This is a genomic window from Brevibacillus sedimenti, assembly GCF_020923495.1.
Lineage (GTDB): Bacteria > Bacillota > Bacilli > Brevibacillales > Brevibacillaceae > Brevibacillus > Brevibacillus aydinogluensis.
Genome location: NZ_CP064048.1, coordinates 862,531 through 880,960, shown reverse-complemented (window position 1 = coordinate 880,960; position 18,430 = coordinate 862,531). Strand labels below are relative to the sequence as shown.

At 57.9% G+C, this 18,430-nt stretch carries 22 protein-coding genes and 1 pseudogene; all 23 read left to right on the top strand.

Features of this window, described 5'->3' with window-relative positions:
- Positions 1-4 precede the first annotated feature (4 nt).
- The 23 genes and pseudogenes from bioF to nuoK all read left to right on the top strand — a co-directional run bounded on the left by bioF (position 5) and on the right by nuoK (position 18,427).
- Positions 5-1,203: pseudogene (bioF, locus tag IRT44_RS04185) on the top strand (8-amino-7-oxononanoate synthase).
- Positions 1,200-1,937: an alpha/beta fold hydrolase gene (locus IRT44_RS04180; protein WP_212132564.1), complete on the top strand. Its 738-nt coding sequence runs from the start codon at positions 1,200-1,202 to the stop codon at positions 1,935-1,937. The pseudogene bioF and the gene IRT44_RS04180 overlap by 4 nt, the downstream one beginning before the upstream one ends.
- Complete coding sequence (gene bioC, locus IRT44_RS04175; RefSeq protein WP_230077509.1) at positions 1,903-2,787, top strand: malonyl-ACP O-methyltransferase BioC; 885 nt, start codon at positions 1,903-1,905, stop codon at positions 2,785-2,787. Before IRT44_RS04180 ends, bioC begins: the two co-directional genes overlap by 35 nt.
- Before the next feature lie 37 nt (positions 2,788-2,824).
- On the top strand, positions 2,825-4,015 hold the full coding sequence (locus IRT44_RS04170) for an acetyl-CoA C-acetyltransferase (RefSeq protein ID WP_230077508.1): 1,191 nt from the start codon (positions 2,825-2,827) through the stop codon (positions 4,013-4,015).
- Between the two features lie 203 nt (positions 4,016-4,218).
- Entirely contained in the window at positions 4,219-4,428 is a 210-nt protein-coding gene (locus tag IRT44_RS04165) for an AtpZ/AtpI family protein (protein WP_230077507.1), read from the top strand.
- 11 nt (positions 4,429-4,439) lie between these two features.
- Positions 4,440-4,808 (top strand): ATP synthase subunit I, encoded by a 369-nt coding sequence (locus IRT44_RS04160; RefSeq protein ID WP_230077506.1) that lies wholly within the window; start codon positions 4,440-4,442, stop codon positions 4,806-4,808.
- Between the two features lie 74 nt (positions 4,809-4,882).
- Positions 4,883-5,698 (top strand): F0F1 ATP synthase subunit A, encoded by an 816-nt coding sequence (gene atpB, locus IRT44_RS04155; protein ID WP_230077505.1) that lies wholly within the window; start codon positions 4,883-4,885, stop codon positions 5,696-5,698.
- A gap of 48 nt (positions 5,699-5,746) precedes the next feature.
- Positions 5,747-5,968, top strand: coding sequence for a F0F1 ATP synthase subunit C (atpE, locus tag IRT44_RS04150; protein WP_015893623.1), 222 nt, complete (start codon positions 5,747-5,749; stop codon positions 5,966-5,968).
- A 261-nt stretch (positions 5,969-6,229) separates the two neighbouring features.
- The gene (atpF, locus tag IRT44_RS04145; protein ID WP_171564097.1) at positions 6,230-6,733 is read left to right on the top strand and encodes a F0F1 ATP synthase subunit B; all 504 of its coding nucleotides are present in this window, start codon (positions 6,230-6,232) and stop codon (positions 6,731-6,733) included.
- Positions 6,730-7,257, top strand: coding sequence for a F0F1 ATP synthase subunit delta (locus IRT44_RS04140; protein WP_171564099.1), 528 nt, complete (start codon positions 6,730-6,732; stop codon positions 7,255-7,257). The genes atpF and IRT44_RS04140 overlap by 4 nt, the downstream gene beginning before the upstream one ends.
- Positions 7,258-7,287: 30 nt before the next feature.
- Positions 7,288-8,799: a F0F1 ATP synthase subunit alpha gene (atpA, locus tag IRT44_RS04135; RefSeq protein ID WP_171564100.1), complete on the top strand. Its 1,512-nt coding sequence runs from the start codon at positions 7,288-7,290 to the stop codon at positions 8,797-8,799.
- Between the two features lie 75 nt (positions 8,800-8,874).
- Positions 8,875-9,738 (top strand): ATP synthase F1 subunit gamma, encoded by an 864-nt coding sequence (atpG, locus tag IRT44_RS04130; protein WP_171564102.1) that lies wholly within the window; start codon positions 8,875-8,877, stop codon positions 9,736-9,738.
- Positions 9,739-9,784: 46 nt separating this feature from the next.
- A complete protein-coding gene (gene atpD, locus IRT44_RS04125) occupies positions 9,785-11,194 on the top strand; it encodes a F0F1 ATP synthase subunit beta (RefSeq protein WP_029100366.1) in 1,410 nt (469 codons plus the stop codon).
- A 27-nt stretch (positions 11,195-11,221) separates the two neighbouring features.
- Positions 11,222-11,626: a F0F1 ATP synthase subunit epsilon gene (locus tag IRT44_RS04120; RefSeq protein WP_065067430.1), complete on the top strand. Its 405-nt coding sequence runs from the start codon at positions 11,222-11,224 to the stop codon at positions 11,624-11,626.
- Positions 11,627-11,814: 188 nt separating this feature from the next.
- Positions 11,815-12,555 carry a DUF6042 family protein gene (locus IRT44_RS04115; RefSeq protein ID WP_171564103.1) on the top strand — a complete coding sequence of 247 codons (741 nt, stop codon included), beginning with the start codon at positions 11,815-11,817 and terminating at the stop codon, positions 12,553-12,555.
- Between the two features lie 255 nt (positions 12,556-12,810).
- Complete coding sequence (locus tag IRT44_RS04110) at positions 12,811-13,182, top strand: NADH-quinone oxidoreductase subunit A (protein ID WP_171564105.1); 372 nt, start codon at positions 12,811-12,813, stop codon at positions 13,180-13,182.
- Entirely contained in the window at positions 13,173-13,691 is a 519-nt protein-coding gene (locus tag IRT44_RS04105; protein WP_171564107.1) for a NuoB/complex I 20 kDa subunit family protein, read from the top strand. Before IRT44_RS04110 ends, IRT44_RS04105 begins: the two co-directional genes overlap by 10 nt.
- The gene (locus IRT44_RS04100) at positions 13,688-14,992 is read left to right on the top strand and encodes an NADH-quinone oxidoreductase subunit C (protein WP_171564108.1); all 1,305 of its coding nucleotides are present in this window, start codon (positions 13,688-13,690) and stop codon (positions 14,990-14,992) included. Before IRT44_RS04105 ends, IRT44_RS04100 begins: the two co-directional genes overlap by 4 nt.
- 3 nt (positions 14,993-14,995) lie before the next feature.
- Positions 14,996-16,144 carry an NADH-quinone oxidoreductase subunit D gene (locus tag IRT44_RS04095; protein WP_171564110.1) on the top strand — a complete coding sequence of 383 codons (1,149 nt, stop codon included), beginning with the start codon at positions 14,996-14,998 and terminating at the stop codon, positions 16,142-16,144.
- The gene (nuoH, locus tag IRT44_RS04090) at positions 16,141-17,154 is read left to right on the top strand and encodes an NADH-quinone oxidoreductase subunit NuoH (RefSeq protein ID WP_171564203.1); all 1,014 of its coding nucleotides are present in this window, start codon (positions 16,141-16,143) and stop codon (positions 17,152-17,154) included. The genes IRT44_RS04095 and nuoH overlap by 4 nt, the downstream gene beginning before the upstream one ends.
- 42 nt (positions 17,155-17,196) lie before the next feature.
- Positions 17,197-17,610, top strand: coding sequence for an NADH-quinone oxidoreductase subunit NuoI (gene nuoI, locus IRT44_RS04085; protein WP_171564111.1), 414 nt, complete (start codon positions 17,197-17,199; stop codon positions 17,608-17,610).
- A 2-nt stretch (positions 17,611-17,612) separates the two neighbouring features.
- Entirely contained in the window at positions 17,613-18,119 is a 507-nt protein-coding gene (locus IRT44_RS04080) for an NADH-quinone oxidoreductase subunit J (protein ID WP_171564113.1), read from the top strand.
- Entirely contained in the window at positions 18,116-18,427 is a 312-nt protein-coding gene (nuoK, locus tag IRT44_RS04075; RefSeq protein WP_171564115.1) for an NADH-quinone oxidoreductase subunit NuoK, read from the top strand. Before IRT44_RS04080 ends, nuoK begins: the two co-directional genes overlap by 4 nt.
- Positions 18,428-18,430 lie beyond the last annotated feature (3 nt).

Sequence of the window (18,430 nt, the reverse complement as noted above, 5' to 3'; positions counted from 1 at the left end):
GCGGATGAACGGAACCGTCTATTGCGACTGGATGGAAGCGGAGCTGGACGCGCTCCGGCAGCAGTCCCTGCACAGGTGCCTGCGCATCGTGGACGACCGCGGCGAGGAAGGGGGCAAATGGCTGACAGTTGGCGGCAGGAGGCTGTTTAACCTCTCCTCCAACGACTATCTGGGCCTGGCGGGCGATCCTCGGATCGCCGATGCTGCCCGTCAGGCGGCGGAACAATGGGGAGCGGGAGCAGCCGCCTCCCGGTTGATTTGCGGCAATCACCGCTGGTATGCCGATCTGGAAGAACGTCTGGCCGAATGGAAGCAGCGGGAAGCGGCGCTGGTCTTCGCCAATGGCTACATGGCCAATCTGGGGGTAATCGCCGCGCTGGTCGGGCGGGCGGACGCCGTGTTCAGCGACCGGCTGAACCACGCCAGCATTGTCGACGGCATCATTCTCAGCCGCGCCCGCCACTACCGCTACCGCCACAACGATCCGGAACACCTGGAGCACCTGTTGAAAAAGCACGCCGGACACCGCCGCGCCCTGATCGTCACCGATGCCGTCTTTTCCATGGACGGAGATGCGGCGCCGCTAAGTGAACTGGTGGAGCTCAAAGCGCGCTGCGGCGCGATGCTGATGGTGGACGAGGCGCATGCCGGCGGCGTGAGAGGCAGCAGGGGGCAGGGGCTGTGTCACGAACTGGGACTGCACGAGCAGGTGGATGTGATCATGGGCACCTTCAGCAAGGCGTTTGGCGTGTACGGCGCCTACGTCTGCGCCGACCGCGTGCTGATTGACTACCTGGTCACGAAGACGCGCCCGCTGATCTACTCCACCGCGCTGCCGCCGATGGTGGTGGCTGCCGTCCGCAAAGCGCTGGAAGTGGTGCAGGAGGAAGGCTGGCGCCGCACCCGGCTCAGGGAAAACAGCGCCTGGTTTCGCCGGCGGCTGCGGGCGTGCGGTTTTGCGATCGGAGAGGGCGACTCGCCGATCATCCCGTGGATCGTCGGCGACAACAGGCAGGCGCTCCGGTTGAGTCAACGTCTGGAGGAGCGGGGGATCGCCGCCGTCGCCATCCGCCCCCGACCGTACCGGAAGGCACTGCCCGCATTCGTTTTTCTCTGATGGCGACGCATACGCGTGAGGAATTGGAGGAGGTTATTCGGCAGATGCAGTTGGCGGCGGGAGCAGGGGAGGTGGAGACGGGATGAAGGCGGCGATGCTGTGGTTGAACGGGTGGGGGATGTCCGACGAGGTGTGGTGCAGCATGCAGAGCCAGTTTCCGGAGTGTGCGCACACCGTCCCTGACCTGTCCGTGGCGGACCAGCCTGAAGCGTTTTACGAGATCGCCCGTCAGGCGGCATTATCGACTGCTTCCCTGCCGCTGATCGCGGTCGGCTGGTCGCTGGGCGGGATGCTGGCACAGCGGCTGGCAGCTGAGGGGTTGGCCGCAGGGCTGGTCTTGATCGGCACGACGGCCCGGTTTGTGCGTCCCCGCGAGGAGCGGCGGCTCGGCTGGCTGGACGCGCAGGTGCGGCGGATGGAGCGGGCGCTGTACGCGGATCGGACGGGCGTGATGCGGACGTTTTGGCAATCGATGTTTACGGCAGAGGAGCGGCAGCAGGCCGATTCGTCCGTCTCTGTATGCGACGCATGGCCCCTGTCGGCACTCGCGGCCGGATTGTCTTACATGCGGGAGGAAGACCTCCGTCCGCATCTCGGAAGCATCACCTGCCCGACGCTGGTGATTCACGGGACGGCCGACGGGATCTGCCCGTTTTCGGCAGGGGAGGAATTGGCCGCGAGCATACCGGCGGCCCGGCTGGAGGCAATCGTCGGGGGAGGTCACGCGCTGCCGCTCGTCCATTGTAATGCTGTAGCGGACGCAATCAAAAGGATGGTGGAACACAGTGTGGAAAGCAGCAGTCAGCAGACGGTTCAGTGAAAAGGCCGACACCTATGACCGGTACGCCCTGGTGCAGCGGGAGATGGCGGCGGAACTGGCGGCAGCGCTGGAGGCTGAGATGCCGCTGACGAACGAGGTTCGCCGGGTGGTGGAAGTAGGCTGCGGTACGGGCGGTTTGACCAGCCTGCTCCGCGATCGCTGCGGCAGTGCGGAGTACCTGGCGCTGGACATCGCGCCGGGCATGCTGGAAGCGGCGCGGCGGCGCCTTGGCCCGACCGGGCGGACGTGCCGGTTTGTGCTGGCCGACGTCGAGGAGTGGATCTGGAAGCAGGCGGAGCAGTGGGCCGATCTGATCGTCTCCAGCGCCTGTTTTCAATGGCTGCGGCAGCCGGAGAGGACGGCGGAGGGACTGTATCGGCTGCTGCGGCCGGGTGGCTCGCTGCTATTTGCCACCTTTGGGCCGCGGACGTTTTGGGAACTGCACGACTCGTTTTCATCGGCCTACCGCAACCTCCGGCGGGAGCCGCAGCGGCACGGGCTGTCATTTTGCACGCCGGACGAATGGCGGGCGATGCTGGATCGGGCCGGTTTTGCCGGCGTGCGGATACGTACCCGGGAGGTGCGGCTCCACTATCCGGACGTGCGTTCGTTTTTGCACGCGGTCAAGGGAATCGGCGCCAGCACCGGTCCGGCGTCGGACAGCGCCGGGTTGGGGCAGCGGCGGTTGCTGACGGAAATGATGGAGGCGTACCGGAGCCGTTTTGGCGGAGCGGAGGGCATTCCCGTCACGTACGAACTTGTCTATGTGGCGGCCGAACGGCAGGAGGGAAGGGAAAAATCGGTTGGTCCCGACCGGCAGGATATTTTGCGAAAAAAGGGAATTGTATGATGAAGACCTTCATGCTGTTTTCCAAGGAGTGATCCAGATGAGTCAGAAAGAGGTAGTGATTGTCAGCGCAGTGCGCACGGCCATCGGCAGTTTTCAGGGCTCGCTGTCCGGTGTCAGCGCGCCGCAGTTGGGAGCTGTCGTGCTGGAGGCGGCTTTGCAGCGGGCAGGCGTTGCGAAGGAAGCAGTGGACGAAGTAATCATGGGCAACGTGCTGCAGGCTGGACTGGGACAAAATCCGGCGCGCCAGGCGGCGATCCGCGCAGGACTGCCGCAGGAGACGCCGTCAATGACGATCAACAAGGTATGCGGCTCAGGATTGAAAGCGCTTCACCTGGCTACCCAGGCGATTCTCTGCGGCGATGCAGACGTGGTGCTGGCCGGTGGCATGGAGAACATGAGCCAGGCACCCTACCTGCTGGAAGGGGCCCGCAACGGCTACCGCATGGGCGACCAGAAAGTCGTCGACTCGATGATCCGCGACGGCTTGTGGTGTGCGTTCAACGATTATCACATGGGCATCACGGCGGAAAATCTTTGCGTCGAGTACGGGATTAGCCGGGAAGAGCAGGATGAATTTGCCGCCTGGAGTCAGGAAAAGGCGCAGCGCGCCCTGGCAGAGGGGCGTTTTTGCGACGAGATCGTGCCCGTGCCGATTCCGCAGAAAAAGGGAGACCCGGTCCTGTTTGAGGTGGATGAATTTCCTCGCGCCGGCGTGACGGTGGAATCGCTCGGCAAGCTGCGGCCGGCATTCAAAAAGGACGGAACGGTGACCGCGGGCAACGCGTCGGGTATCAACGACGGAGCGGCGGCCCTGTTGGTCATGTCCGGCGAAAAGGCGGCCGAGCTGGGTGTCAAGCCGCTGGCCCGGATCGTCGCCAACGCCAGCGCCGGTGTCAACCCGGGCATCATGGGCATCGGACCAGTGCCGGCGACGCAGCGGGTGCTGAAAAAGGCAGGTCTCTCGCTGGACGAGATCGATTTGATCGAGGCCAACGAGGCGTTCGCCGTCCAGTCGCTGGCAGTCGGAAAGGCGCTGGGCATCCCGCGCGACAAACTGAACGTAAACGGCGGTGCAATCGCCCTCGGACACCCGATCGGCGCCAGCGGAGCGCGCGTGCTGGTCACGCTGATTCACGAATTGCACAAGCGTTCAGGGGTAAAATATGGATTGGCGACGCTGTGCATCGGAGGCGGACAAGGAGTGGCCACAGTCGTCGAGAAACTGTAAGCGGACAGGCTACAGTTTCATGCGCAAGGAGACGTACAACTTGTCGGTTTTTGTAAGAAATGGTTCGCCATTTTCAAATGTGAACGCTTTGTGTACAGAATAAACCGCACGTTGACAAAGGGAATAAATCTTCGTTAATATGGATGAGGGCAAAGGGGCACTTGACACCTGCCCTCTCCTTGTGTATGAAAGGGGGCGGTCCAGTGCCGAAAATTGATAATCCGTGGCGGGCCATCACGCTGGTCAGCCTGATCGGTGTCGATCTGGCCGTCTGCGTTATCGCAGGCGTCTATCTGGGCAGGTACGTCGACAACCTGCTTGCCACCAAACCGTGGTTTATGATGATCGGATTGCTCGCCGGATTGGGTATAGGCGTGTACAGTGTCTACCGCATAGTCCGCGGTTACCTGTAGGGAGATTGAACATGCATACGTTTACTTCGGCTATGCGAGCGGCTTTCCGCTATGCTTTTGTTTGTATGGCCCTGGTTGTGATACTCTGGGCCCTGTTGCCTCAGCATCGATTGTTTTTGCAAAGCCTCCTGCTCGGTATGGGCGGGAGTGTCCTCAGCGGCACGCTGCTGGTCAGCAAAACCTGGCGGATCGGCCGGATGGCTGTCGATCCGAATGTGCGGCCGAAAGGAACTGGCATGCTGCAGCGCCTTCTCGTGGCCGGATTTGCCGTCTTTATGACAATCCGCTTTCCCCATCTGTTTGTGCTTTCCGGCGTGCTGATCGGCCTTTTCCTCTTTCAAGTTCTAGGCTTCTTTTTTGTTTATCGCTCCTTCAAATAGATTGGATTGACAAGCATTTTTTCGTTCTGATTTGCTGGTGCAACAGATTCGCGCGGAAGAAAGGGGTGAAATACATGCATTACTCTCTGCGATTCGAATGGTTGGGCATGGTGTTTGACATCTCGACCATCATTGCGATTGTGGTAACAGCCTTGATTGTGCTGTTCTTCTGCATCGGGATGACCCGCAACCTCACCTCTGGCGTTCCCGGAGGCAGGCAAAACGTGATGGAGTGGATTGTCGACTTCGTCACCGGTATCACCAAAAGCTACATCGAGCCGAAAAAGGCAGCCGGTTTTGTCTCGCTGGCGCTGACGCTGTTCCTCTACATCTTCTTCGGGAACCAGCTTGGCCTTCTGTTCAACGTAAACACAGCGATTCACAACAATCCTGCAGAGAATCAGTATGTGAGCGATACCGTCAAAGACATGCTGACGGTCGCTACGACGGAAGAAGCCAAAAAGGAAAAGCTGGCGAAGCTGGAAGAGGAGATCAACGATCCTCACGGCCACGGCGCCTCCATCGGCTGGTGGAAATCGCCGACCGCCACTCCGAGCGTAACCTTTGCGCTGGCATTGGTGGTTCTTCTGTACGCCCACTACCTGGGGATGAAGAAAAGCTTTGGCGGCTGGCTCAAGCACACGTTCCTGAACCCGATTCACATCCTCGAAGAGTTCATCATCAAGCCGCTGACGCTTCCGTTGCGTCTATTCGGTAACATCTTCGCGGGCGAGGTTCTCATTGCGTTCCTGCTTGGCGTGGGGATCTTCGGCAGCATTCCGCTGTTCCTGTGGCTGGGCTACTCCGTATTCGTCGGCTCGGTCCAAGCCTTTATCTTCACCACGCTGGCGATGGTATACATTTCCCAACAAGTGAATGACCAACATTAATTCGCAGTAGATGTTTATTTTTCACAACACTAAGGAGGTATTTTTACAATGGAAGGTTTGGCTCTTGCAATCGGTATCGTATTTGGTCTGGCTGCTCTGGGTGCAGCGATCGGCAACTCCCTGGTAATTTCTCGTACAATTGAAGGCGTCGCTCGCCAACCGGAAGCACGCGGTAGCCTGATGGGTCTGATGTTCCTCGGTCTCGGTCTCGTCGAGGCGGTTCCGATTATCGCGGTTGCGATTGGTTTCATCCTCTTCGGTCGTCTGTAAGCGAGCGAACAATCGAAACGATAGGCGGGGGCTTGACCTTCGCCTCTATTTTGGTCAGTGGACGGTGTACACGTTTCCATTGACACCGGTGTCGGCTGAGTGTGGCGTCCCGTACGGCGCACCGCCGACACTCGCACATCTTGTGCGTAACATAGTGGCTTGCCTCGCCTGGTGCGCGGCGATGCCACGTTATTCTTGCGGAAACAAACGGCTGTACCCGTAGAGATACATTCTCCTGTGTGCAAGGAAGGAGTGAAACGAATGCTCGACTTTGGTGCCGTAGCCCTCGAATGGGGCTCGCTTTTAACCCAAGCTATCGTATTCCTGCTGCTGCTGCTGGCGGTTCGCAAGTTTGCCATGGGCCCGATCGTGGCAGTGATGGAAAAGCGTCGTCAGCATATTGAAAACGAAATCACCACGGCTGAGCGCAGCCGCAAAGAAGCGGAAGCACTGCTGGCCGAACAGCGCCGCGTGCTGGACGAAGCTCGCCTCGAAGCCAAATCGATCATCGACCGCGCGACGAAGCAAGCGTCCGATGAAGCAGCCAAAATCGTGGCTGACGCCCAAGCTGCTGCTGAACGCATGAAAGCGGACGCAAGCGCGGAACTGGCGCGTGAAGTGGAGAAAGCGAAGGCAGAACTGCGCGACCAAATGACCGGTCTGTCCGTACTGCTCGCATCCAAGATCATCGAGAAAGAACTGGATGAAGCGACGCAAAAAGCGACGATTGACAAATTCCTCGCTCAAGTGGGAGATCGCCTATGAGCGGCGCGGTAAGCAAGCGCTACGCTCGCGCGTTGTTTGAAGTAGCCAGCGAGCGTGGGAAGCTCGACCAGATTGAAGCGGATCTGAAAGCGGTCGTGGAAGCGATTGAACAGAACGCCGATCTGAGCAAGATTCTGCTCCACCCGCACATCGCGCGTGCGGCGAAAAAATCCCTGGCCGACGACCTGTTCAAACGCCATGTGAGCGAAGAAACGCACAACTTCCTCAATGTCCTGATCGACAACGGACGCGAGGGACAACTGTTGGAGGTCTACCGCTCCTTTGTGCGGATGGCCAACGAAGCCCGCGGCATCGCCGAAGCGACCGTGACCAGTGCCAAGCCGCTCAGTGACGAAGAACAGGCGGAGCTGGCGGAAAAGCTCGGACAAAAGCTGAACAAGAAGCTGCGCGTGCAAACCGTCGTGGACCCGTCCATTCTGGGCGGCATCGTCATCAAGATCGGCGACCGTCTGTACGACGGCAGCATCAAGACAAAACTGGAACACTTCGCGCATCAGCAATAAGATCGTTTGGATGAATGGGGTGAATATATAGTGAGTGCAATCAGACCAGAAGAAATTAGCTCCCTCATCAAAGAGCGGATTGCTAATTTTACATCTGAAATCGAAGTTGTGGACGTAGGCACGGTCATTCAGATCGGTGACGGTATCGCTCGCGTTCACGGTTTGGAAAAAGCCATGGCGGGGGAACTGCTCGAGTTCCAAAACGGCGTCATGGGTATGGTACTCAACTTGGAAGAAGACAACGTGGGTGTCGTTATTCTCGGTCCGTTCCGCGACATTAAAGAAGGCGACACGGTAAAACGCACCGGCCGCATCATGGAGGTGCCGGTGGGCGAAGCGCTGCTCGGCCGTGTGGTAAACCCGCTCGGTCAACCGCTCGACGGACTGGGCCCGATCAACACGACGGAATTCCGTCCGGTTGAAAGCCCGGCTCCTGGTGTTATGGCGCGTAAATCCGTTCACGAGCCGCTGCAAACCGGTATCAAGGCAATCGACGCGATGATTCCGATCGGTCGCGGTCAGCGCGAGCTGATCATCGGTGACCGTCAAACCGGTAAAACGGCTGTGGCGCTGGACACCATCATCAACCAAAAAGGCCAAAACATGATTTGTATCTACGTGGCAATCGGCCAAAAGCAATCGACCGTTGCCAACATCGTGGAAACCCTGCGCAAGCACGGTGCCCTGGAGTACACCATCGTGGTGTCCGCGACGGCGTCCGACCCGGCTCCGCTCCTGTTCCTGGCCCCGTACGCAGGCGTGTCCATGGGTGAATACTTCATGTACAAAGGACAGCACGTCCTCTGCGTGTACGACGACCTGTCCAAGCAAGCAGCGGCATACCGCGAAATGTCCCTCCTGCTCCGTCGTCCTCCGGGCCGCGAAGCGTATCCGGGTGACGTCTTCTACCTGCACTCCCGTCTGCTGGAGCGTGCTGCGAAGCTCTCCGACGAAATGGGTGCCGGTTCCCTGACTGCACTGCCGTTCATCGAAACGCAAGCGGGTGACATTTCCGCGTACATTCCGACCAACGTAATCTCCATCACCGACGGTCAGATCTTCCTGGAGACCGACCTGTTCAACTCCGGTCAACGCCCTGCGGTTAACACGGGTCTTTCCGTATCCCGCGTAGGTGGTGCGGCGCAAATCAAGGCAATGAAAAAAGTTGCCGGTCCGCTCAAGCTGGAGCTGGCCCAATACCGCGAGCTGGCAGCGTTTGCGCAGTTCGGTTCCGACCTGGACAAGGCGACGCAAGCCCGTCTGACCCGCGGTCAGCGCCTGATGGAAGTCATGAAGCAAAACCAATTCGATCCGATGCCGGTGGAGAAGCAGGTTGCCATCATCTACGCCGCAACCAAAGGCTATCTCGACGATATTCCGGTAGAGGATGTGCGCCGTTTCGAGAAGGAATTCCTCTCCTACCTCGATTCCAACAAGCCGCAACTGCTCGAACACATTCGCACGACCAAAGAGCTTCCGGATGAAAAAGACCTGAACGCAGCGATCGAAGAGTTCAAAAAAGGCTTTTCGGTTAGCCGCTAAGCGGATATAGATTGACATCTGTTGCATGCCGGCCGACTGCGGTTCGGCATGCACCCCCAAGGTGGTGAAAAGAGAGTGGCTAAAGGAATTCGCGAAATTCGAAGCCGTATCAAGAGCTTTAAGAATACGCGCCAAATCACCAAGGCGATGAAGATGATGGCGGCAGCGAGACTTCGCCGCGCCCAGGAGAGAGCGGAAGCGGCACGTCCGTATGCTCACAAGATCCGGGAGGTTATTGCCAGCATCGCGAGCGGCACGACTGCGGTAAAACATCCGATGCTGGAATCCCGGCCGGTGAAAAAGACCGGGTACATCGTCATCACCTCGGACCGCGGCATGGCTGGCGGCTATAACGGAAACGTCATTCGGAAAGTGCTCCAGGCCATCAAGGAGAAGCACAAGTCGCAGGACGAATACGCCATCTTTGTGCTGGGGCGCAAAGGGCGCGATTTTTTCCGCAAGCGCAACTACCCGATTATTGATGAGGTCGTGGGACTGCCCGGCAACCCGACGTTTGCCGACATCAAGAAAATCGCCAGCGCGGCGGTTCAGATGTTTGCCGACGAAAAAATCGACGAGCTGTACCTTTGCTACAATGAATTCCGCAGTGCCATTTCGCAGGTGCCGACGATTACCCGTCTGCTCCCGCTGAACGCTGTGGAGAGCGGTGAACAGCGCCAGATGAACTACGAATACGAACCGTCCGCTGAAGAAGTGCTGTCGGTGCTGCTGCCGAAATATGCAGAAACGCTCGTGTACAGCGCGCTCCTGGATGCAAAGGCGTCTGAGGAAGGAGCCCGCATGACCGCGATGGGCAACGCAACGGACAATGCAACCGCCATGATCGACAAGCTGACACTGGAGTACAACCGTGCCCGTCAGGCAGCCATTACCCAAGAGATCTCCGAAATTGTCGCAGGTGCGAATGCGCAAGCGTAATGGCTAGGTAACGCCCAAATCAGTTTCACAGGAGGGAAGAAGTAAGATGGCGAAAGGACGCGTGGTTCAGGTAATGGGTCCCGTTGTAGACATCGAGTTTGAACGCGGACACCTGCCTGCCATTTACAATGCGATCAAGATTCAACATAAAGCGCAAAACGCGGGGGAGCGCGACATTGATTTGACCGTTGAGGTTGCGGTTCACCTGGGCGACAATCGCGTACGTACCGTTGCGATGGCATCCACCGACGGTCTGGTGCGCGGCATGGAAGCGATTGACACAGGTGCTCCGATCTCCGTACCGGTTGGTCAAGTAACCCTGGGCCGTGTATTTAACGTGCTGGGTGAACCGATCGACCTGAAGGAACTGGGCGAAGTGGAGCGCCGCGACCCGATCCACCGCAAAGCGCCGGAGTTTGTAGAACAAGCAACGACCGTAGAAATTCTCGAAACCGGTATTAAGGTAATCGACCTGCTCGCGCCGTACATCAAGGGTGGTAAAATCGGTCTGTTCGGCGGTGCGGGCGTAGGAAAAACCGTTACCATCCAAGAGCTGATCAACAACATTGCGCAAGAGCACGGCGGTATCTCCGTATTCGCCGGCGTAGGCGAGCGCACGCGTGAAGGTAACGACCTGTATCACGAGATGAAAGACGCAGGCGTTCTGCCGAAAACCGCGATGGTGTTCGGTCAGATGAACGAACCGCCGGGTGCGCGTCTGCGCGTGGCGCTGACCGGTCTGACCATGGCGGAGTACTTCCGTGACGAAGAGGGCCGCGACGTACTCTTGTTCATCGACAACATCTTCCGCTTTACCCAAGCGGGTTCCGAGGTATCCGCGCTGCTGGGCCGCATGCCGTCTGCGGTAGGTTATCAGCCGACGCTGGCAACCGAGATGGGTCAGCTGCAAGAGCGCATTACCTCTACGAAAAAAGGTTCCGTAACGTCCATCCAAGCGATCTACGTACCGGCGGACGACTACACCGACCCGGCTCCGGCTACGACCTTCGCACACTTGGACGCTACCACCAACCTGGAGCGTTCTATCGCCGAGCTGGGTATCTTCCCTGCGGTTGACCCGCTCGCATCCACATCCCGTGCGCTGTCCCCGGACATCGTCGGACAAGAGCACTACGAAGTGGCGCGTGGCGTGCAAAAAATCCTGCAGCGCTACAAAGAGCTCCAGGACATCATCGCGATCCTGGGTATGGACGAGCTGAGCGACGAAGACAAGCTGATCGTAGCTCGTGCACGCCGCATTCAGCGCTTCCTGTCCCAACCGTTCCACGTGGCCGAGCAGTTTACCGGCTTCCCGGGCAAATACGTCCCGCTCAAGGAAACGGTCCGCAGCTTCAAAGAAATCCTGGAAGGCAAGCACGACGATCTGCCTGAGGCGGCATTCCTCTACGTAGGTACGATTGAGGAAGCGGTTGAGAAAGCGAAGACCATGGCGTAAGACACCCTGGAAAGGGGAGACCAGTAAGTGAGCAAGATGACAGTGGAAGTCGTAACTCCTGAACGGGTTGTCTACAGCGGCGAAGCCAGCATGGTCATTGCCCGAGGCGTGCAGGGGGATCTCGGTATTTTGCCGAACCACATGCCGCTGGTAACCCCGCTGAAAATAGCGCCTGTTCGGATCAAGACGGAAGGCGAGAAAGAGATTCGCATGGCCGTAAGCGGCGGGTTCATGGAAGTTCGCGGCGACAAGGTGACGATTCTGGCCGAGACGGCAGAACTTCCGGAGGACATTGACGTAGAACGCGCCAAGGCGGCAAAAGAACGCGCCGAAAAGCGTTTGATCGACAAGCATCCGGACCTCGACATTCGCCGTGCCGAACGCGCCCTGCAGCGCGCCATGGCTCGTCTCGATGTGACCAACAATCTGTAAGCAAATATCCCCGCGCCACCCGGTTGCGGGGATTTTTCCTGTAGCGGGACGATTTTTTTCCAGTTGGTACTGACCTGCTGTTTCCGTTATAATAAACCTAATGCTCTGTGCCGAGGCGTGCTGTGTGCCCTATAACAGCGAAGGGGGCTGGACGGCACCGGCGATCGGAAAGAAGGAGAGTGTAAGTCATGCAAACGATTCGCGATATTCGCAATAACCAGCAAGGTGTAGTCATTCCCAGCGGATATACGGCTAACGGCTGGTACAACGTGTTGTCTCATGACATGAACGTCCTGTTTCAGGCGTTGTGCTACGTGGTAACCAAATGCGAAAGCAAGGAAGAAATGAAGCAGCAATTGGACAGCTTCAAAGGATTGCAGCATGTGTTTTCCACGCTGAATAAGGAAAAATTCAAGTCGGAACAGGACTACAATGCCTATGTGGAGCACGTGGAGAAACACAAGGAGTTCCTGGAGCGCTCCGGTTATCAGTACCCGACCTCCCGGGATGAGGCCATCGAACTGCTGACCAAGTGGGGGCTGGTACTGGACAAGGGCGACGTGTGGGACATCCCCGTTCATCCGTTCCCGGACACGGTCGATCTGTTCCAACTGACCGATGCGGAGAAATTTGCCCTGACCCACATCAAGCTGGAGGTATTGGTTCATCCGATCTTCAGCCGTTTGGTGTTGAAACTGCATGAGCACGAGGAAAACACCTTTACCTACACCAAGGCTGAACTGAAAGAGATGCTGAACACCAACGATGCGATGCTGAACGAAGTGCTGATCAAGCTGACGCCTTATATGGAAGAGCCGATTGAAAACATGTTTGAGATTCCGGATGACCAACCGATGACCTTTACGGTTGTATGGGAGCGCATTTACGAGGATTTCCTCGGACAAGAGTTCTCCGCGAATGTTCAATAATAAAGGATATTTGTAATTGGAAAAACTTAGGGACTTTTCTCTAAGTTTTTCCTTTTATTGTCAGAGGAGGGGGCTTTGGTTAGACACTCGTTTGGCGATTTGCTATAATGATGTAGGTATTTTTTTCTAACAGTGTCAGGTTGGATCAGCAGCTTGTCCTGAGTCCGCATGATGCACGAAAAAATTACCAGTGTCAATTGTATCGGGATTGCGTTCAAAATTTTTCATATTTTTCACAGAGCGGAGGGAACGTCGGTGAGTGAGGTTTACACCAACAATTACGTGATTGTGGCGATTTTCCTGATCCTTGGGATACTGCTGCCGGTGGCAACCGTGAGCATCATCGGACCACTGCTGCGTCCCAGGAAGCCGACGCCGGAAAAGCAAACCACCTATGAAAGCGGTAACATTCCTGTGGGGGACAGTTGGGTGCGCTTCAACGTCAAGTACTACATTTTCGCCCTGCTGTTTGTCATTTTTGATGTAGAAACCCTCTTTCTCTATCCATGGGCGGTCGCCTATAACCAGTTGGGCCTGTTTGCCCTGATAGAGATGGTGATTTTTATCACGTTGCTGGTGGTTGGTTTGATCTACGCTTGGAGAAAGAAGGTGCTGGAATGGAACTAGATCTCACGAGCATCGCGCCTGAACTGCAGGAAGAACTGAATCGCAACGTCATGTTTACGACGCTGGAAACGCTCAAGGGGTGGGTGAGGAGCAATTCCCTCTGGCCGCTGACGTTCGGGTTGGCCTGCTGTGCCATCGAGATGATGGGTACCGGCGGCTCCCGATTCGACCTTGACCGCTTTGGCGTCATTTTCCGTGCCTCCCCGCGGCAATCCGACGTGATGATTGTGGCTGGCACGGTCACGAAAAAAATGGCGCCGCTCTTGCGCAGATTGTACGACCAAATGCCGGAACCCAAATGGGTCATCGCCATGGGCTCCTGTGCCACGGCCGGCGGGCCGTACGTGAGGTCGTACAGCGTGGTGAAAGGTGTAGACCAGATTGTGCCCGTCGATGTCTACATTCCGGGCTGTCCTCCCAACCCGGCAGCATTGATTTACGGCATAAACAAGCTGCAGGAGAAAATTCGCTACGAGGCGAAGACCGGAAAGCGGGTGACCAGCCAATGAGCGACGAAAAGCGCAAACCGACGCCGGAAGAAAAGGCGAAGGCTGCGGCAGAGGCCCGGGCCAAGGCTGAGGCGTTGCGTAAAGCGAAAGAACAGCAGGCGAAAGGGACAGAGCAATCTGCGGCATCCCCTTCGAATGCACAGGCTGCAGGCGGCGACACGTCTGAAGTCCAGCCAACTGCGGCCAAGCCTGTTTCGGAAATGACACCGGAAGAGAAGGCGAAAGCAAAAGCAGCGGCAGCAGCAGCTGCGGCGGCGAAGGCAAAGGCCGCGCGAGAAGCGGCAGAAGCTGGCGGAGCAGAGTCGGGCGGAGACGCCGACGCGAAGGCAAAAGCGGCAGCGGCGGCCAAGGCTAAAGCAGCGGCAGCAGCAGCTGCGGCGGCGAAGGCAAAGGCCGCGCGAGAAGCGGCGGAAGCTGGCGGGGCAGAGTCGGGCGGAGACGCCGACGCGAAGGCAAAAGCGGCAGCGGCGGCCAAGGCTAAAGCAGCGGCAGCAGCAGCTGCGGCGGCAAAGGCAAAGGCCGCGCGAGAAGCGGCGGAAGCTGGCGGGGCAGAGTCGGGCGGAGACGCCGACGCGAAGGCAAAAGCGGCAGCGGCGGCCAAGGCTAAAGCAGCGGCAGCAGCAGCTGCGGCGGCAAAGGCAAAGGCCGCGCGAGAAGCGGCGGAAGCTGGCGGGGCAGAGTCGGGCGGAGACGCCGACGCGAAGGCAAAAGCGGCAGCGGCGGCCAAGGCTAAAGCAGCGGCAGCAGCAGCTGCGGCGGCAAAGGCAAAGGCCGGCGGGGCAGCAGGAGCTGACGAGGCAGCCGAAGCGCCCAAACAGCCATCTCCCAATCAGCCGTATTTGGACAAATACGTGACCCGTATTTCCGAAGCGTTTGGTGCGGATGTGCTGGAAGCAGCCTATATCAACGAGCTGTCCAAAGACGTTCCGACGCTGGTGGTGAAAAATGAGCGCTGGCATGATGTGGCCCGGTTTCTGAAAGAAGACGAGGCGCTGGCGTTCGACTACCTGTCCGATTTGCACGGCGTCGATTACGAAGACCGCATGGAAGTCTACTATCATTTCTATTCCTACAAAAATCGGCAGAGCCTGGCGGTAAAGGTCAAAACCAACCGCGAACAACCCAGTGTCTCGTCGGTTATGGACATTTGGCGCGGTGCCGATTGGTGTGAACGGGAAACATTCGACTTGTTGGGTATTTATTTCCCGGGACATACCGAATTGCGTCGAATTTTGCTGCCGGACGAGTGGATCGGCTATCCGCTGAGAAAAGATTACGTGCAGTACGACGAGGAGGTGTAGCAGATGAACCGCGACATCCTATTGACGAATGCCACGACATCTCCTGAGTCGGGTATCCGGACGGAAGAAATGCTCCTCAACGTCGGACCGCAGCACCCCAGTACCCACGGTGTATTGCGTCTGGTCGTCAAAATTGACGGGGAGACCATCAAGGAAGCAACTCCCGTGATAGGTTATCTCCACCGGGGGACGGAAAAGCTGGCGGAAAACCTGACGTACACGCAGATCATTCCCTATACTGACCGGATGGATTACGTCGCTGCCATGACCAACAACTACGTCTTTTGCCACGCCGTCGAGACGATGATGGGCGTGGAAGTGCCGGAGAGGGCGCAATTCCTGCGGCTGATCGCAATGGAGCTGAACCGCGTGGCCAGCCACCTGGTATGGTGGGGGACGTACCTGTTGGACCTCGGGGCGATGGGACCGTTCCTGTACGCCTTCCGCGACCGGGAAAGCATCCTGGATTTGTTCAATGAGCTGTGCGGAGCGCGTATGACATTCAACTACATGCGCGTCGGCGGCGTGAAGTGGGATGCGCCGCCAGGCTGGATCGACAAGGTAAAAGAGTTCGTCCAATACATGAAAAAGGAATTGAACAACTACCACAGACTGGTGACCGGCAACGAAATATTCATCAACCGGCTGCGGGGGATCGGCAAGTTTGATCAGAAGACTGCGCTGGATTACTCGCTCTCCGGCGTAATGCTGCGGTCCACCGGGGTGAAGTGGGATTTGCGCAAAGACGAGCCGTACTGCATTTACGACCGTTTCGAGTTTGACGTGCCGACGGCTACCGAAGGCGACTGCCTGGCGCGTTACCATTTGCGGGTGGCGGAGATCGAACAGTCGTTGCGCATTCTTGAGCAGGCGCTCGATCAATTTCCCAGCGAGGGAGAAATCATGGGCAAAGTGCCTCGCGTCATTCGTCCGCCAGCAGGCGAGGCGTTCGTGCGGATCGAGGCGCCGCGCGGGGAGATCGGCTGCTACATCGCCAGCAACGGCAAGGATAAGCCGTGGCGCGTGAAGTTCCGCCGCCCGTCGTTCCACAATCTGCAGATCCTGCCCAAACTGTTGGAGGGCGAAAACATCGCCAACATGGTGGCCGTCCTGGGCAGCATCGACATTGTGCTCGGGGAGGTTGACTGCTGATGAGCGATCTGTTGCAACAAACGCCCTCATGGAGCACCACACTCTGGTTTGCTCTGGCGGCGGTGGCACTGCTGCTCGTCGTGCTGTTTTTCGTCACCTACGCGATCTATTTTGAACGCAAGGTGATCGGCTGGATGCAGCTGCGGATTGGTCCCAACCGCGTCGGTCCTCTCGGTCTGTTGCAGACGGTGGCGGACGTGGCGAAGCTGCTGCTGAAGGAAGATACGAGGCCGCAGCATGCCGACAAGGCACTGTTTACGCTGGCCCCCATTCTGGCGTATGCGCCCGCGTTTGGCGTCCTCGCCGTCATGCCGTTTACGGACAGCATTCGCTTTGCCGATCTGGGCATTGGCCTGCTCTATTACATCGCCTTGTCCGGCATCACCGTTCTGGGCGTGATTACGGCTGGCTGGGCTTCCAACAACAAGTATTCGCTGATCGGCGGATTGCGCTCCGCCGCGCAGATGATCAGCTACGAAGTGCCGCTGGTCATGTCTGTGGTCGGGGTCGTGCTGATGACCGGCAGCATGAACCTGCGGGAGATTGTATTGGCGCAGCAGGATGTGTGGAATATCGTGCCGCAGTTTCTCGGCTTTGCCGTCTTCATCGTGGCGGCACAGGCGGAGCTGAACCGCACGCCGTTCGACCTGCCGGAGGCCGAATCGGAACTGGTGGCCGGCTACCACGTAGAGTACTCCGGGTTCCGCTTTGCCATGTTCATGCTGGCGGAATACGTCTACATGTTCGGCATGGGCGCCCTGGTGACCATCCTTTTTTTGGGCGGCTGGCTGCCGATCCATCCCAGCCTTTCCTTCATTCCAGGTATTGTCTGGTTTGTTCTCAAATTCTTGCTCTACGTCTTTTTCCAGTTCTGGGTGCGTGCGACGTTCCCCCGTCTGCGCGTCGACCAGTTGATGTCGTTTGCCTGGAAAGTACTTCTGCCGCTGGCGCTCTTGAACATCCTGCTGACCGCCGTGGTGATTTCCTTCCAGAACGGCATGATCTCCTAGACGCCGAGCCGTATCACGATCTTGACCAGAGGGGTGACACACATGCTAGGACTGGCCAAAGGCCTGGGGTATACATTTAAAAAGCTGACCGAGAAAAAAGTGACCCATTTCTACCCGGACGTGCCCTTTCCGATGCCGCCCCGGTTTCGCGGCATTCAGCACTTCTCGCCGGAACGATGCATCGTCTGCAACCAGTGCGCGCGCATCTGCCCGACGCAGTGCATCCAATTGACGGGCAAGCCTCATCCCGATCCGGAGAAAAAAGGGAAAATCATTGACACCTACGACATTAACTTTGAAATCTGCATCCTGTGCGACCTCTGTACGGAGGTGTGCCCAACGGAAGCGATCGTGATGACCAACAACTTCGAGTTGGCCGTGTACAGCCGGGACGAGTTGTACAAGGACCTGAAGTGGCTGGACGACAACAATACCAACGTCAGGGAGGAGAATTAATCATGACCGGCGAATTTCTGGCCTTTTTCATCCTCTCCCTTCTGACGATCGGCGGCGCGGTCTTCATGATCAGCTTCACCCGGGTGGTGCACATGGTCATTTCGCTCGGGATCACGTTTATCAGCATCGCCGGCTTGTTCATACTGCTGGACGCCGAGTTCATTGGCGTGGCCCAGGTGCTGGTATACTCGGGCGCCATATCCATCCTGATGCTGTTCGGGATCATGCTCACCAAGCACGACGCTTCCGACGAAGGGACGGGACGATCCTGGAAGAACATCTTCAGCCTGGTGTTTGTCGCTGGCCTGTTCGGCCTGATGTTCTGGGGCATCCAAAAGACCACATGGACGGCGCCGCCGGAGGGGGCCGCGCAGGCAGTCAGCGTCAAGCAGCTTGGCGTGGAGATTTTCACGAAGTATGTCATTCCGTTTGAACTGGCATCCGTTCTGCTGCTGGTGGCGCTGGTGGGCGCGATCATCATGGCGAAAAAGGAGGGGGACAGCGAATGAGTGTAAACATTACCTCCTATTTGCTGGTGGCCCTGATTTTGTTTTGCGTCGGACTGTACGGGGCACTGACCAAGCGAAACGCGGTGGTTGTCCTGCTGTCCATCGAACTGATGCTGAATGCGGTCAACATCAACCTCGTGGCGTTCGCCAAGTACGGGCTGTTCCCGGCCGTGACGGGGCAGATTTTCACCCTGTTCACGATGACGGTGGCGGCAGCCGAAGTGGCGGTGGGACTGGCAATCCTCATCGCGCTGTACCGCAACAAAGTGACCGTCAACGTGGATGAGATGGATTCGATGAAACGCTAGACG